This window comes from Kitasatospora sp. NPDC005751, from assembly GCF_040630835.1.
In the GTDB taxonomy this organism is placed as follows: Bacteria; Actinomycetota; Actinomycetes; order Streptomycetales; family Streptomycetaceae; genus Kitasatospora.
In genome coordinates this window covers 41,207-56,864 of sequence record NZ_JBEXYC010000008.1, presented here as the reverse complement: position 1 = coordinate 56,864, position 15,658 = coordinate 41,207, and the positions used below count along the sequence as shown (strand labels likewise).

13 protein-coding genes are annotated in these 15,658 nt (G+C 76.0%); 12 read left to right on the top strand and 1 reads right to left on the bottom strand.

What is annotated here, in order from left to right:
- Nucleotides 1-8: 8 nt before the first annotated feature.
- From ABZ497_RS11095 to ABZ497_RS11045, 11 genes are all read left to right on the top strand, one after another.
- Nucleotides 9-1,016, top strand: coding sequence for an ABC transporter ATP-binding protein (locus ABZ497_RS11095; RefSeq protein WP_359804366.1), 1,008 nt, complete (start codon nt 9-11; stop codon nt 1,014-1,016).
- On the top strand, nt 1,013-2,014 hold the full coding sequence (locus ABZ497_RS11090; RefSeq protein ID WP_359804365.1) for an ABC transporter permease: 1,002 nt from the start codon (nt 1,013-1,015) through the stop codon (nt 2,012-2,014). Before ABZ497_RS11095 ends, ABZ497_RS11090 begins: the two co-directional genes overlap by 4 nt.
- A gap of 126 nt (nt 2,015-2,140) precedes the next feature.
- A complete protein-coding gene (locus ABZ497_RS11085) occupies nt 2,141-2,581 on the top strand; it encodes an SRPBCC family protein (protein WP_359804364.1) in 441 nt (146 codons plus the stop codon).
- Between the two features lie 186 nt (nt 2,582-2,767).
- Nucleotides 2,768-3,922 (top strand): glycosyltransferase, encoded by a 1,155-nt coding sequence (locus ABZ497_RS11080; RefSeq protein ID WP_359804363.1) that lies wholly within the window; start codon nt 2,768-2,770, stop codon nt 3,920-3,922.
- Between the two features lie 333 nt (nt 3,923-4,255).
- Nucleotides 4,256-5,779 carry an exopolysaccharide biosynthesis polyprenyl glycosylphosphotransferase gene (locus ABZ497_RS11075; RefSeq protein WP_329490108.1) on the top strand — a complete coding sequence of 508 codons (1,524 nt, stop codon included), beginning with the start codon at nt 4,256-4,258 and terminating at the stop codon, nt 5,777-5,779.
- 5 nt (nt 5,780-5,784) lie between these two features.
- Complete coding sequence (locus ABZ497_RS11070) at nt 5,785-7,113, top strand: O-antigen ligase family protein (RefSeq protein ID WP_359804362.1); 1,329 nt, start codon at nt 5,785-5,787, stop codon at nt 7,111-7,113.
- On the top strand, nt 7,110-8,819 hold the full coding sequence (locus tag ABZ497_RS11065; protein WP_359804361.1) for a lipid II flippase MurJ: 1,710 nt from the start codon (nt 7,110-7,112) through the stop codon (nt 8,817-8,819). The genes ABZ497_RS11070 and ABZ497_RS11065 overlap by 4 nt, the downstream gene beginning before the upstream one ends.
- A complete protein-coding gene (locus tag ABZ497_RS11060) occupies nt 8,809-9,834 on the top strand; it encodes a polysaccharide deacetylase family protein (protein ID WP_359804360.1) in 1,026 nt (341 codons plus the stop codon). The genes ABZ497_RS11065 and ABZ497_RS11060 overlap by 11 nt, the downstream gene beginning before the upstream one ends.
- Complete coding sequence (locus tag ABZ497_RS11055) at nt 9,831-10,946, top strand: glycosyltransferase (RefSeq protein WP_359804359.1); 1,116 nt, start codon at nt 9,831-9,833, stop codon at nt 10,944-10,946. The genes ABZ497_RS11060 and ABZ497_RS11055 overlap by 4 nt, the downstream gene beginning before the upstream one ends.
- Before the next feature lie 65 nt (nt 10,947-11,011).
- Nucleotides 11,012-11,830, top strand: coding sequence for a Wzz/FepE/Etk N-terminal domain-containing protein (locus ABZ497_RS11050; protein ID WP_359804358.1), 819 nt, complete (start codon nt 11,012-11,014; stop codon nt 11,828-11,830).
- A complete protein-coding gene (locus ABZ497_RS11045; RefSeq protein ID WP_359804357.1) occupies nt 11,827-12,990 on the top strand; it encodes a GNAT family N-acetyltransferase in 1,164 nt (387 codons plus the stop codon). Before ABZ497_RS11050 ends, ABZ497_RS11045 begins: the two co-directional genes overlap by 4 nt.
- 34 nt (nt 12,991-13,024) lie before the next feature.
- On the opposite strand, the gene ABZ497_RS11040 is transcribed toward ABZ497_RS11045, so the two are convergent.
- Nucleotides 13,025-14,269, bottom strand: a complete 1,245-nt coding sequence (locus ABZ497_RS11040; RefSeq protein ID WP_359804356.1) for a glycosyl hydrolase — start codon at nt 14,267-14,269, stop codon at nt 13,025-13,027.
- Nucleotides 14,270-14,622: 353 nt separating this feature from the next.
- Here ABZ497_RS11040 and ABZ497_RS11035 point away from each other — a divergent pair, with 353 nt between their 5' ends.
- Nucleotides 14,623-15,552, top strand: a complete 930-nt coding sequence (locus tag ABZ497_RS11035; protein WP_359804355.1) for a hypothetical protein — start codon at nt 14,623-14,625, stop codon at nt 15,550-15,552.
- Nucleotides 15,553-15,658 lie beyond the last annotated feature (106 nt).

Sequence of the window (15,658 nt, the reverse complement as noted above, 5' to 3'; positions counted from 1 at the left end):
CCAGTGACATGATCCGCACCACCGCCCTGCGCAAGACCTTCCGCAGCCGGGAGAAGGGCCTCTTCGGCCCGCGCGCCGTGAAGACCGCCGTCGACGGCCTCGACCTGGAGATCCCGGCCGGCCGGGTCACCGGACTGCTCGGCCTCAACGGCGCGGGCAAGACCTCCACCATCAAGATCCTCGCCACCCTGCTCCGTCCCACCTCCGGCACCGTCACCCTGGACGGCCTCGACCTGGTCGAGCACGCCCGCGCGGCCCGGCGCCGGATCAACCTGATCGCCGGCGGCGAGCGGATGGTCTACGGCAAGCTCACCGGCGCCGAGAACCTCCGCTACTTCGGCCACCTCTACGACGTCCCCGGCGCGGTCCTGCGCCCCCGGATCGGCGAACTCCTGGAGCTGGTCGGCCTCACCGGAGCCGCCGACACCCCGGTCGAGCGGTACTCGCGCGGCATGACCCAGCGGCTCTCGATCGCCCGCGGCCTGATCAACGACCCGGCCTACCTGCTGCTTGACGAGCCCACCCTCGGCCTGGACGCGCCGATCGCCCGGGACCTGCGCCGGGTGGTCGCCGCCCTCGCCGCCGAGGGGCGCGGCGTGCTGCTCACCTCGCACTACCTGACCGAGGTCGAGGAGCTGTGCGGGCACGTCTACGTGATCTCCGGCGGGCGCCACCTCGCCGCCGGCAGCCCGGCCGAGCTCAAGGCCGCGACCGGCAGCCACCGCAGCGTCCGGGTCACCGTCACCAATCCCTCTCCCGAACTGGAGGCCGCCGTGGCCGACTTCGCGCTCCGCCTCGGTGTCCGCGCCGAGCTCGGGGCCACCGGGCAGGGCGGCCTGCTGGTCACCGTCCGCCATCCCGAGGACGTGGCCGGCCCGCTGGCGGGGGCGATCGTCGCCGCCGGCGGGTCGATCGGCGGGCTGGAGGTCACCGAGGCCACCCTGGAGGACGCCGTCCTGGCGCTCACCGACACCGCCCCGGCGCCCGCCGGCGCCCCCTCGGAGGTGGCCGCGTGACCGGCCCGTCGACCCGGCCGGCGCACCCCGCGCCGCCCTCCGTCGAGCTGCTGCTGCTCGCCGCGGCCGACCGGGGCGCCCGGCCGCCCCACCCCGTCGGCCGCATCCTCCCGCCACCCCGCCCGGGCACCCGCCGCCCGCCCCGCCCGGACGGCGACCGCCTCGCCACCCGGCCGCTGCGGCACGCCGGCAAGGTGTTCGCCGCCGAGGCGCTGAAGCAGCACCGCACGCTCTTCGGCCAGCCGCTGGTGCTCGCCTCGATGCTGGTCTGGCCGGTGCTCCAACTGGCCGCCACCTACTACACGCTGCACCCGATCGCCGCCGGCTCGGCCGCCGCCGCCCGCTGGCCGCTCGCCGCCGACCCGGCCAAGCTGCTCGGCTTCCTCGCGACCGGTGCGCTGGCCTGGGCGTTCTTCTTCTCGCTCGTCCAGTCCGCGTGGAACTTCGCCTACGAGCGCACCACCGGCACGCTGGAGCTGCTCTTCCTCTCGCCCGCCGACCGGCTGGTCCTGATGCTGGCCAACGGCGCCGGCGCACTGCTGCAGAACGCCTGGCTGCTCACCTGCTTCCTGGGCGCCGCCGCCTTCGGCTTCGGCAGCCTGGACGTCGCCGGGCCCTGGGTCTACCCGGTGGTGCTCCTCGCCCTGCTGCTGCCCGCGGTGGCCTGGGGCGCGCTGCTCAACAGTCTGATGGTGTTCTCGCGCGACTCCACCTTCGTCTACACCGTGCTGGACGATCCGATGTGGTTCGTCGCCGGGGTCCGGCTGCCGGTCTTCGCGCTGCCCGGGGTGCTGCGGATGCTCGGCGCGGCGCTGCCGCTGACCGGCAGCCTGGCCGTGGTCCGCGGCGCGCTGCTGGAGCGGGAGGGGGTCGGCGAACTCGCCCCCGGGCTCGGCCGGCTGGCCGTGCTCTGCGTGCTGCTGCTGGCGGGCGCGGCACTGGCGCTGCGCCTCGGCGAGGCGCGGGCGCAGCGGACGGGGGGCCTGCGCCTGTCCTGAGCCCGGCCCGGCGCGCCACGGCCGGCCGGGACGCGGTGCCACCCCGAGCCCCTGCACCGTCCCGGGCCGTGCGCTGTGGTTGGCTAGCCGGTGAAACCGGACGTACCAGACGAGGAGAGCACGGTCATGGGACAGGTACAGGCCACCACCGAGCGGGTCTACGAGGCGGCCCCCGAGCGGGTCTACGAGGCGCTGGCCGACTACCAGGTGACCCGCCCCAAGCTGCTGCCGGCGCAGTACAGCGAGTACGAGGTCCGGGTCGGCGGCACCGGCGCGGGCACCCAGGTGCACTGGCGGCTCCAGGCCACCGAGAAGCGGGTGCGGGACTGCCTGTTCACCGTCTCGGCGCCGACGCCGGACCAACTGGTGGAGAAGGACGCCAACTCCAGCATGGTGATCACCTGGACGGTCGCCGCGGCCGGTGAGGGCCGGTCGAAGGTCACCGTCTCGGCCACCTGGCAGGGTGCGGGCGGCATCGGCGGCTTCTTCGAGCGCACCTTCGCGCCGAAGGGCCTGAACCGGATCCACGACCAGATCCTGGCCAACCTGGCGGCCGAGGTCCGCTGAGACCGGGCGCGTCCGGGCCGGCCGGGGAGGGCCGCCGGCCGCCGCCCCGGGCGCCGGACCAGCAAGAAGATTCGACGGCCTCGCCCACCCGTACGACAAGCAAGCCGTACGGGTGGACGGCCGCCACCTGCGGGTGACGACGGCTCCCGGGCACGGCGGAGCCACCCTAGGCTCGCCGCCGTGCATATGACGATCCTTCACATTTCGCAGCCCGTCGACGGCGGGGTCGCCCGCGTCGTCGTCGACCTGGTCCGCGGCCAGCGCGAGGCCGGCCACCGGGTCCTGGTCGCCTGCCCGCGCGGCGGCCGGCTGGCCGAGGAGGCCGCCGCCGCCGGGGCGCTGGTCCAGGACTGGCCCGCCCGCCGCTCGCCCGGCCCGTCCGTCGCCGCCGAGGCGTGGCGGCTGCGCCGGATCGTCCGCGCCGCCGCGCCCGACATGGTCCACCTGCACAGCGCCAAGGCCGGACTGGCGGGCCGGCTGGCCATCCGGGGCGCGATGCCGACCGTGTTCCAGCCGCACGCCTGGTCGTTCGCCGCCGTGGACGGCGCGCTGGCCGCGGCCACCCTGCGCTGGGAGCGCTACGCGACCCGCTGGGCGCACCGCCTGCTCTGCGTCAGCGTCCAGGAGCGGGCGGACGGCGTCGCCGCGGGCCTGCACGCCGACTGGGCGGTGGTGCCCAACGGTGTGGACGTGCGCCACTACGCGCCCGCCGACCGCCGGGCCGCCCGGATCGCGCTCGGCCTCGACCTCGACGCGCCGCTGGCGGTCTGCGTGGGCCGGCTCTGCCGCCAGAAGGGCCAGGACGTGCTGCTCGACGCGTGGCCCGAGGTGCTGCGGCTGGTGCCGCAGGCCCGGCTGGCCCTGGTCGGCACCGGTCCGGAGGAGGCCCGGCTGGCCGCCGCCGTCCGGGAGTCGGCCGAACCGTCCCGGATCCGGCTGGCCGGGGAGGTGCCGGATCCGCGGCCGTGGCTGGCGGCGGCCGATCTGGTGGTGCTGCCCTCGCGCTGGGAGGGGATGGCGCTGGCGCCGCTGGAGGCGATGGCGGCGGGCCGGCCGGTCCTGTTGACGGACGTGCCCGGAGCCCGTGAATGCCTGCCTCCGACCGAGCGGAAGTGCGCGGTCGTGCCGCCCGAGGACGCCGCCGCGCTCGCCACCCGAATGGCCGAAGCATTGTCCGACCCGATCGAGTGCGAGCGACGCGGTGCGCGCCTGCGCGAGCACGCCGTGGCGCGCCATGACGTGCGATCGGTGGTCGAACAGGTGGACGCGCTCTACCGCGATCTACTGGGCGCCGGGCCGGCGGCCGGACGCCGCCGTGCCCGTGTCCCAGAGCGGATCTGATCGTTTCACATGCCGTGAATGCCCTCCGCTGGGAGCTGTCGTATTCGCACCCTCAACCGGTTTGTGGGCGAGGGGTGAAATCGGAAATACCTATTAATGGGCGGCTGGAATGAAATGGCAAGTCAACTTCCAGCATCCAGGGCCACGTTCGGTACTGTCTGATTTTGCCTGCTTCATTTCGATTTCACGCCGGGAATTCGCGAGAGAACCGAAAGCCGCCAGCGGCAGCAGGTGCAGTCAGGACCGCGCCCACCGGGCCGGGACGGCCGCCCCGGGCCAACCGGTGCCGGGCCGCCGTCACCCCGGGCACACAGCAGGGGAGTTCGTGCGCTGATGACCATTGACCACGACAGCGTGCCACGGCCCGGTCGGCCCCTGTCCGGCCCGCGCCGGCCCGCCACCGGACTGCTCGACCGCCCCGCCAGGTCCGCACAGACCCGCAGCACCCCGGCGCTCCGCCGCCACCGCCGACCGGTCCGCTCCCGGCTCGCCCTGCCCGTCACCCTGGCCGCCGTCGACGCCTTCGCCCTGTGCACCGCCACCGGGCTCGCCAACCGGGCCCTCGACCCCGCAGTCCGGGTCGATCCGCTGCTGGGCGTGGCCGCCCTGCTCCCGCTGCTGCTCCTGCTCAACCTGGCCGGCGGCCTCTACCGGGCCCGGCTCACCCTCTCCGTCCTCGACGAGCTCCCCGCGCTGACCGTCCGGGCCGTCGTGGCCACCGCCTTCGCCGTCACCCTGGCCGGCTGCCTGGACGGCCGCTGGCCCGACACCGGCCCCGCCACCCCGGCCCGGCTGACCGCGCTGCTCGGCGCCCAGCTGCTGCTCGCCGTCTGCGGCCGGACGCTGCTCTTCCACCTGGTCCGCCGGATCCGCCGCAGCCGGCCCAGCCCCGTACTGGTCCTCGGCGCCGGCCGGCTCGGCCGCCGGGTCGCCGAGGCCCTCAGGGAGCGCGGCGAGTACGGCATGCGCCCGGTCGGCTTCCTCGACCCGGACCCGCCGCTGCTGGCCGGCGACACCGACCTGCCGGTGCTCGGCGGCCGCGAGGTGCTGGAGCGCGAGGTCCGCCGCCACCGGATCCACCACGTCGTCGCCACCGCGGGCGCCGCCGACGAGGCCGAGACCGCCGCCGCCCTGCGCGACGCCGCCCGGCTCGGCTGCCAGGTCTGGCTGGTGCCCGCGCTGCGCGAGTACGGCTCCCTGGAGAACGGCCACTCGACCGGCGGCGACCACCTCTGGGGCTTCCCCTGCCTGAAGGTGGACCGCCCGGCGATGCGCCGCCCCGGCTGGGCCGCCAAGCGCGCCCTGGACGTCACCGCCGCCGGCCTCGGCCTGCTCGCCCTCGCCCCCGTACTCGCCCTGTGCGCGCTCGCCGTCCGCTTCGACACCGGCCCCGGCGTGCTCTTCCGCCAGCAGCGCACCGGGCTGGACGGCCGGGTCTTCACCGTCCTCAAGTTCCGCACCCTGCGCCCCAGCAACGAGCACGAGTCGGCGACCCGCTGGAACATCTCCCAGGACCACCGGATGGGCGCCGTCGGCAAGCTGATGCGCCGCAGCTCCCTGGACGAGCTGCCGCAACTGTGGAACGTGCTGCGCGGCGACATGAGCCTGGTCGGCCCGCGCCCCGAGCGCCCCTACTTCGTCATGCGGTTCAGCCAGGCCTACCCCGAGTACGCGGACCGCCACCGCGTCCCGGTCGGCCTCACCGGCCTCGCCCAGGTCAACGGCCTGCGCGGGGACACCTCCATCGAGGACCGGGCCCGCTTCGACAACCGCTACATCGAGAGCTGGAGCCTCTGGCAGGACGTCAAGATCCTGTGCCGCACCGCGGCCCTGATGCTCCACCCGGACGGAAGCTGACCAGCGTGGCCCTCACCCTCGATCTCGTCCCGACGCCCGCCCGGGCGTTACACCGGACGGTCGCGGCGCTCGCCGCCCGGCCCAGCCTGCTCGCCGCCGCCACCGTGCTGCTGGTCTGCGTCCCCACCGGAGAGAAGGACGTCACCGCCGCCGTCCACGTCACCGCCGCCGACCTCGCCTCGCTGGCCCTGGTCGCGGTCACCGCCGTCGAGCTGCTGCGCGGCCGCACCCCCGCGATCGGCCGGACCGCCGCCGTGCAGTTCGGCGTGATCGTGTTCGCCGCCGCCGTCGCCACCGTCGGCTCGATCGACCCGGCCGCCAGCCTCACCGGCTTCGTCCGGCTCACCCAGGTCTTCGTCCTGGTGCCCGCCGCCGTCCTCTGCTCGCTGCGCGACCGCACCGACCGGCGGCTGGTGCTCGGCTCCTTCGTCGCCGCCGCGCTGGTCCAGGGCGTGGTCGGCGCCCACCAGTACCTCACCGGGACGGGCGCCTCCTACACCGGCCGGCCGATCCGCGCCGTCGGCACCTTCGGCGCGCTCGACATCATGGCGATGTCCACCGTGGTCAGCTACGGCCTGCTCGCGGCCCTCGCGCTGGGGCTCGCCGAGCGAGGCCCGGCCGGCCGGCCGAAGCTGCGCCGGGCGATGTTCGCGGCCGCGGCCTTCCTGGCCTTCCCGCTCGCCGTCTCGTTCAGCCGCGGCAGCTGGATCGCCACCGGCGCCGCCGCCGCCGTCCTGCTGCTGCGGGCCGACGCCCGGCTGGCGGTCCGCAGCGCCGTCCTCGGCCTGGCCGCCGCCGTCGTGCTGATCGGCGGCCTCGGCCTCGGGGCCTCCGGCGTCACCGCCCGGATCAGCTCCATCGGCTCCGTCTCGGCCGCCCCCGACCAGTCGGTGTCCGACCGCTACGACCTCTGGTCCACCGCCGGGCGTATCTGGCAGGACCACCCGGTCAGCGGCGCCGGCCCCAAGGCCTTCCAGCAACTGCGCGACAGCAACGCCCCGTTGCGGCTCTCCTCGGGCAGCGACGCGGCCGACGCCACCATCGGATTCCAGCGCGAACCGCTGCTCTCCCCGCACAACATGTACCTCCTGGTCCTCAGCGAGCAGGGGCTGATCGGCATCGTCGCCTACGCCGCGCTGTTCCTCGGTCTGCTGATCGGGTGCCTGCGCCGGGCCCGGGGCAGCGGCCTCGCGGCGCTCGCCCTGCTGGTCTGGGTCCTGGTCGACTTCCTCTACGCGGACATCGGCGGCACCACCACCGTGCTGACCTCCGTCGTCCTCGGCCTCGCCGCCCGGACCGCCGCCGGCGCCACACCGGAGGCGACCCCCCGATGACCACCGACCGGCCGACCGCGCTCACCCCGACGCTGCCGGCCCCCCGCTCCGCACCCGCCGCCGAGACCACGGCGGCCTCCCGGCGCGGCTTCCTCGCCAAGGCCTTCGGCATCACCGCCGTGCTCAGCGCCGCCGGCTCCGCCCTCGGCCTGCTCCGCGACCTGCTGCTGGCCCGCTACTTCGGCGCCAACCAGGGCACCGACGCGTTCCTGGTCGCCTGGACCGTCCCGGAGACCGCCGCACCGCTGCTGATCGAGGACGCCATGTCCTTCCTCATGGTGCCCGCCTTCGCCCTGGCCCTGGTCCTGCGGGAGGAGCACCCCGACGGGCCCGACCCGGTCCGCCAGCTGGTCCGCGCGACCCTGCCCTGGCTGCTGCTGGCGCTCACCGCGCTCTCGCTCGGCGTCGCGCTCGGCGCCCCCCAGCTGGTCGACCTGCTCGCCCCCGGCCTGGCCGACCCCGGGCTCGCCGTCACCTGCACCCGGATCACCGCCTGCACCGTGCTGCCCTTCGGCGTGGCCGGCTACCTCGCCGCCGCACTCCGGGCGCACCACAGCTTCACCGCCCCGGCCGGCATCTACGTCGCCTACAACGTCGGCATCCTCGGCGTCCTGCTCAGCTGCCAGGCGCTCTGGGGCGTCCGCTCCGCCGCGATCGGCGTCGCCCTCGGCAGCCTGCTGATGGCCGGTCTGCTGGTCGTCCCGTTCCTGCGCCGGCTGCGGTCCGGCCGCGCCGCCGCGGGCCGCCGGGCCCGCCCCGCACTCGTGCTGATCCCGCTCGCGCTGCTGCCGGTGGCCGCCTTCACGCTCACCCGGCAGGCTCAGGTCTTCATCGAGCGCTTCCTCGGCTCCGCGCTGCCGCCCGGCACCATCTCGCACCTCAACTACGCCGCCAAGGTCTCCCAACTGGCCATGACGGCGGCCATCCTGATCTGCACGGTGACCTTCCCGCTGGTCGCCCGGGCGCTCGCCGCCGGGGACCTCACCGCCGCCCGCGACCGGGTCGAGAAGGACCTCGGCCAGGCGGCCGCGGTCGTCCTGTTCGGCACCGCCTTCCTGCTGGCCTGCGCCCCCTCGGTGGTCGCCCTGCTCTTCCAGCGCGGCGCCTTCGGCGCCCAGGACACCGCCGCCACCGCGGCCGTCATCCGCGTCTACAGCTTCGGACTGCCCGCGCAGGCGCTGATCGGCGTGATGATCCGCCCCTACTTCTCGCTCCGCCCGGTGGTCCGCCGCGCCGGCGACCCGAGCACCGACGACGGCGGCCGCCGGCTGCTCGACTGGTACCCGGCCGCCGCCATGGTGCTCGGCCTGGTCGTCACCGTCGCCGTCGGCCTGCTCGCCACGCCCCGCTTCGGCGCCCTCGGCCTGGCCGCCGGGAACGCGGCCGGCATCACCACCACCGCGGCGCTGCTGCTGCGCGGGCTCGTCCTGCGCGGCATCGCGCTGCGCCTGCGGCTGGTCCTCGGCGGCCACGCCCGGTTGCTGGCCGCCGCCGCCGGGGCGGCCGTCCTCGGCACCCCCGCCGCCGGACTCCCCGCCGACCCCCTGCTCTCGACGCTGCTCGGGGGCCTCACCGTGGCGCTCGCCTTCGCCGCCCTCGGCACCGGTCTCGGTGCCCGCGAGGTGCGCGGACCGGTCCTCGCCGTCGTCCGGGCCCTGTGCCCGCCATCCGTTGCCGATGAAGGGAAGCCTCCCCATGGACGCTGAACGGGGATCCGTACGGTCGGTGCTGTCGGGCGTACGCCGCTCCGGCGCGCCGGCGGCAGCCGGTCCACGGACCGAGGTGCCGCGCGCCGAGGGCCGCCGCCCGGAGGCACAGCTGCCCCGAAGTCGCCGACCCGCCACCCGGGCACCCGTCCAGGAGGCCACCTCGCCGTGGATCCTGATGTACCACTCGGTGGCCGTCGAGGAGGACGACCCGTACCAGCTGACCGTCAGCCCGGAGCGCTTCGCCGAGCAGATCGCCTGGCTGCACCGGCGCGGCCGGCGCGGCGTCTCGGTCCGCGAGCTGATGCGGGCCAGGGCCGCCGGCCGGGCCGACAACATGGTCGGCCTGACCTTCGACGACGGCTACGCGGACTTCGGCCGCTTCGCCGTACCGATTCTGCAGGCGTACGGGTTCACCGCGACCGCCTACGTGGTCGCCGACCTGCTGGGCCGGGCCAACGACTGGGACGTCAAGGGCCCGCGCAAGAAGCTGCTCACCGTCCAGGAGGTCACCGAACTCGCGGCCGCCGGCTGGGAGATCGGCTCCCACGGCCTCGGCCACCAGGCCCTGCCCGGCCTGCCCGCCGACGTCCTGGCCACCCAGACCCGGGAGAGCCGGCGCGTGCTGGAGGAGGTCGTCGGCGGTCCGGTCACCGGCTTCTGCTACCCGTACGGCGCCGTCGACCTGCCCGCCACGCTGGCCGTGCGCGACGCCGGCTACGACTACGCCTGCGCCATCGCGCACTCCCCGCTCACCGGCCGCTACGCGCTGCCCCGCTGCTACGTCGGCGACCGCGACGGCGCCTGGCGGCTGCGCGCCAAGCGCGGCCGCCTCCGCCTCCGCGACACCGTCACCGAGCTGCGCCGCAACCGCCTCGCGGCACGCTCCGCGTCGAAGGGCCGGGCCGGCGCCGAGCGCGAGGAGCCGCAGGGGAGCGCCGGGGCCCGGAGCACCGCGGGCGGGTCCGAGCGCCCCGCCGGGGAGCGTGCGGGCCGGCGGGGGGCCGACCGGTGAGGGTGCTGCACATCGTCACCGGTCTCGCCTCCGGCGGCGCCGAGCGCCAGCTCCAGCTGCTGCTGCGCCACCTGCCCGCGCACCAGCACTGCGAGGTGGTCGCGCTGACCACCCCCGGCACGGTGGCCACCGCGCTGCGCGCCGAGGGCGTCACCGTCCACCACCTGGCGATGCGCGGCAACCGCGACGTCGGCGCGCTGCCCCGGCTGGTCCGGCTGATCCGGTCCGGCCGCTACGACCTCGTCCACACCCACCTCTACCGGGCCGGCCTGTACGGGCGGCTGGCCGCCCGGCTGGCCGGCGTCCGGGCGGTGGTGGCCACCGAGCACTCGCTGCACGCGGGGGTGATCGAGGGCCGCCCGGTCACCCGCGGCGTCAAGGGTCTCTACCTGGCGGCCGAGCGCCTGGGCACCACCACCGTCGCGGTGTCCCGGCAGGTCGCCCAGACCCTGCACGCCTGGGGCGTGCCGCCGGGCCGGGTCGAGCTGATCCCCAACGGCATCGACGCCGCCCGCTACCGCCGTCCGGACGCCGACCGGGCCGCGGCCCGGCACCGGCTGCGCGCCGACCTCGGCCTCCCGGCGGCGAGCTGGGTGGTCGGCGGGGTCGGCCGGCTGGTGCCCGGCAAGCGGTTCCACGTCCTGCTGGAGGCGCTCGCCGGCCTCGACCCGGCCGCCCGGCTGGTGCTGGTCGGCGAGGGCCCCGAACGCGGCGCCCTGGAGCGGCGGGCCGCCGAACTCGGCGTCCGCGACCGCCTGGTCCTCACCGGCGAGCGCGACGACGTCCCCGACCTGCTGGCCGCGCTGGACGTGCTGGCCGCCCCCTCGACCGCGGAGACCTTCGGCCTCGGCGTCCTGGAGGGCCTGGCGGCCGGCCTGCCGGTCCGCCACAGCGCCTGTCCGGCCCTGGACGAACTCCCGCCGGCCGCCGCTCCGCAGGCCCGCCGGATCCCCTCCGACGCCGCCGCCTACACCACCGCGCTGCGCGAGCTGCGCCACCTCAACGACCACAGCCCCGAGCCCCTGCCCCGGCCCCCGGCGGTCGGCCACTACGACATCGTCCGGGTGGCCGCCGACCTCGGCGCCCTCTACGACCGCCTGGCACCCGCTTGAGCCGCCGGCAGCCGCCGAACCCCCGGGCCGCCGGCCGGGCGGCCCCCATATCCAAGGAGCACCCCATGTCCGAACCGCGCCGAAGCGTCCGCAGCCTGGCCCGCCGCTGGTGGCCGGTGGTCCTCGCGGTGCCGCTGGGCGCCGCCGCCGGCGCCGGGTACGCCGTCGTCGCGCACCCCTCGTACGCCGCCAACTCCTATGTGATCGTGGTGCCGGAGAACCAGGGGGAGAGCGCCTCGGCGATCAACTTCGCCCAGGCGTACGGCCGGCTGGCCGGTCAGCCCCAGGTGCTCGCGGCCGCCGCCGCCGAGACCGGGCACAGCCGCACCGAACTGGAGACCCTGGTGCACGGCACCACCTCCCCGGACGCCCCGATGATCGAGATCACCGGCACCGGCGCGCGGCCCCGGGAGGCGGTGCTGGCCGCCGACGCGGTCGCCCGGTCGCTGGTCGCCTTCGCCAACACCAGCAGCAAGGAGACCGGCGTCCGGCTGGTCCCGCTGGCCCCCGCCGCCGAGCCCGACAAGCCGACCACGCCGTCCGCGCAGCTGGACGTCGCGGTCGGCGCCGCCGCCGGGGTGCTGATCGGCGCGCTGGTCATGATGACCCGCCGCCGGGGCGGTGAGGCCGGTCCGGCCGCCGTGGCGACGCCCGGCACGGAGCCCGCCGCCCCGGCCACCCCGCGCCCGCGCGCCGAGGAGGCCCCGACGGCCGAGGCCCCGGCCCCGGCCGAACCGGCCGCGGCGGAGCGGCCCGGCACCGGGCAGGCCGTCCCCGAGCAGGCCGCCCCGGCGCAGCCCACGAGCGGGAAGGCGGCCGGCGGGAAGTCGCCCGCCGAGAAGGCCCCGGCCAAGGAGAAGAGCGCCGCCGGGAGCGGTCGATGAGCACCGAGGCGCCGGCCACCACCGGTTTCCCCGCCCAGGCCGGCGCGCCCCGCTGGACCACCGAGCTGCACCGCGAGGACGATGCCCTGGACGTCCTCGCCGAGGAGTGGGACGACCTGGTCACCCGCTGCCGGACGGCCACCTTCTTCCAGGCCGCGGTCTGGCAGCGCTCCTGGTGGCGCCAGTACGGCCGCCCGGGCGACCTGCTGGTCCTGCTGGTCCGCCGGAACGGCCGGCTGGTCGGCGCGGGAGCGTTCCGGCGGCGCCCCGGCCCGCTCGGCGGGCTGACCGGCCTCGGCGACGGGCTGATCGACTTCACCGACATCCTGCTCGACGACTCCTGCGCCGATCGCGCGGCGGCCGAGTTCGCCGCGGCCCTGCCGCTCACCCGCCCCTGGCACAGCCTGGAGCTGCGCGAGGTGCACCCCGAGGCGGCCGTCCAGCGGGTCTTCGAGCAGTGGCGGGGCCGGCGGCGCCGGTTCGGCGACTCGCTCTGCCAGTACCTGCCGGCCGTCCCGATGGAGCAGTTGCTCAAGCGGGTGCCCGGCAAGACCGCCCAGCGCAGCCGGGTGAAGCTCCGCAAGATCGCCGAGGCCGGGGTCGAGGTCCGTTCGACGCCCCCGGAGGAGGTGCCCGAGGCCCTGGAGGGGCTGCTCCGACTGCACTTCGAGCAGTGGCACGAGCGCGGCGTCACCCCGGAGCACCGCACCGGGCGGTTCGCCCGGCACCTCGCCGAGTCCACCACCGGCCTGGTCGCCACCGGCCGCGCCGCGGTGCACCAGTACTGGCTGGACGGCGAGCTGGTCGCGGTGAACCTGCTGCTGCTCTGCCCGTCCTTCGGCGGTCTCTACCTGTACGGCGCGCACCCCCGGCTGCGCGAGCGCCTGGACATCGCCGGTCTGCTGTTCGGGGCGGCGCTGGACGCGACGGTCGACGCCGGGATCCCGCTGCTCAGCCTGTTGCGCGGCCAGGAGCCCTACAAGCAGCGCTGGCGGCCGGACCAGCTGTTCAACCAGCGGCTGCTGTTCGGTCCGCGCGGGCCGGCGCCGGCGGCCGCCGCCCGGGCCGGCTCGGTCCGGGCCCGGCAGGTCGCGGTGCACGTCCTGCGCACCCGGCTGCCGAGGCTCAAGGAGGCGCTGGCGGCCCGCCGGCGGAGCTGAGCCCCGCCCCGCCTGCGGGGCCGGCCGCCCGCCTTCAGCGCCGGGCCGGCAGCCCGCCCGGCGCGGGTGCGGCGGACGGTGAGGGCGGCGTGGCGGGCGAGGGGGACGGTGGCGCGGACGGCGAGGCCGGTGCGGAGGGGGTTCCGGAGGCGGCCGCGGCCGGCGAGGCGCCCGGCGAGCCCGACCCGGCGGCCCCCGGCTGCGGGGTGACCGCCGGCGGTGCCGGCACAGCGGTGACCGGGGCCCCCTGGGACCCGGCCATCAGCTGCTTGAACCGGCTGCTGGAGCGCGGGTTCTGCGCGCACTGCCAGAACCCGTGCGGGCAGTAGTCGGTGACCGTCTGGTAGCTGGTGTCGTGGGTGCGGATCCACTCCACCATCCGCTGCACGAACTCCGGGTTGTCGCCGTTGCGGAACAGCCCCCACTCCGGGTACGAGACCGGCTTGCCGCGCTTGGCGGCGAACTCGACCTGGTCCTGCAGCCCGTACGGCTCGCGGACGTAGTCGTCGAAGGTGGCGCCGGCGGGCTGGTCGTAGCTGTCCATGCCGATGATGTCGACCACGTCGTCGCCGGGGTAGCACTTGGTCCACGGGATCGCGTCCAGCCCCCGGTTGGGGGTGAAGTCGAAGCGGAACCGCTGACCGGGCACCGAGCGCATCACGGAGACGATCCGCCGCCAGTACGCCTTCCAGGCGGTCGGGTCGGGCTTGCAGCGGTGGGTGTAGGTGGTGCCGTTCATCTCCCAGCCGAGGGTGAGCACGGTGTCCGCCCCGCCGAGCGCCACCAGCCGGCGGGCGAGCCGCAGGAAGTGCCGGTCGAAGTCCCCCCGGGCGCCCTGGGCGAGCAGCTTGGCCACCTCGCCGTCCGGCACGGCGGCCTCGCTGGGCACCAGCATCGGGACGCCGAGGATCAGCATCCGGGAGGGGTCGGCCAGCCGCCACTGCGACCACATGCCGAGCACCACCGGCTCGCCCTCGACGTCCGCCCAGCTGTTGCCGGCCAGATAGGTGTGGCCGACCTGCACGTTGGCGTTGTTCAGCCACTGCGCGTAGCGGCCCAGCTGGGGGATGTACTTGTCCCACGAGCCGACGAAGGCACCGAACGGGGCCTCGTGCTTCGGCCGCTGGACGACCGGCCGGGGGGCGGCGCCGCGGGGCTGGAACGCGTCCGAGGAGAGGGCGTGCCGTTCGGTCTGGCTGAGCGGGGTCCCGGTGGGGACGCTCGCGGTGGTCAGCATCAGCAGGGCGGCGGCAGCCAGCGTCAGGCGGCCGAGTCGCATGGTCTCTCCTCCGGCGTCACGGGGCGGGGACAGCGGGACGGACCGTGATACCCCGCTCGCAGACAGTAGGCCCCGCAGGCGTCGGAAAAGCCGAATGTCACCCTAAAGTGGGCGGTATTCGAACGCCGTCTGCCGCAACGTGCCGTGTATCACCTCTGTAACAGTCCGGACGGCCCTGGAGGCCGTACCGCGGCCGCCCGCCCGGAGCGCCTCCCGGGCGGCCGCGGGTCCGACGGCGCAGGTGGGCGGGCGGATCCGGCGAAGGGCGCGAATCGGCCGGCCGCGCCCGCGCCGCCCCGCCGTCCGGCCGGGTCCGGCTGACTCGTGACGGTGCCGAAAGGTACGCTCCGCCCGTGTCCTGGAAGCCGCTGCGTGTCCTCACCCCCCGATCGATCCTCCCTGCCCTGGCGGTCCTGCTGGTCCTTGTGGCGGGCGCGGCCGCGCATGCCAACAAGCCGGTGCCGTTCGGTGACCGGGTGGCCGGGCCGGGCGGCGCGGACGCCAGCCCGGTCAACTCGCAGTCGTTGGGCGCGGACGGTCTGGAGCTGAAGGTGGGCCCCGGCCTGGAGGCCCACAACCGGGACACCGGCGAGCCCGCCTGGTCCTACCGCCGGGAGGGCGCCACCGCGCTGTACCTGGCGATGGCGGGCGAGAACGCCGTGGTGGTCTGGGACGACGGCCTGGTCACCTCGGTGCGCCCCGGCGACCACGAGGTGCGCTGGCACCGCGCGGTACCCGGCCTGGCGGACTGGATGAGCGGCCAGGGCGAGCCGGGCGCCGAGAAGCGGACCGACGAGCAGCGCAGGCAGCTCCAGCGGGAGCGCGCCGCGGCGGCCCTGCACACCGTCCAGCAGTCCGCGCCCTGGGTGGCCGTGGTCACCCCCGAGCTGACCATGGGCTTCCGCGACGCCGACGGTGACCTCCGCTACAACTCCAAGCCGGCCGGCAACTGCGTCTACGACCCGACCCGCACGGTGGGCACCGACTTCGCGGTGCTCGTGCCGCGCAGCTGCGCCAACAGCACCGGCCAGCCGGTCTCCGGCGGCATCACCGGCTACCGGCTGGACAGCACCGGCTGGCAGCTGGCCGCCGGCCCGGGGGTGTCGCTGAAGGCCCTGGACGGCCGCCGGGTGCTGATCTCGGACGGTCCGATCGTCGGCCCCAAGGTGTTCGACACCCAGGCGGCGGCCCCCGAGGCGGCCTGCGGCAGCCCGGCCGAGCCCTTCGCCGCCGTCCGCCCGCAGGGCAGCTGCGACGCCGCGGAGGACGCCCCGCAGTCCTGAGACCGGTACCCCGGCGGTAAAAGCCTCCGGGCCCCGTCACGGGGCCCGGTAGACTTGCCGTCATGGCTGTTCTCTCCGGGCACTAGCGGACGAGCGGCGCCGCCCC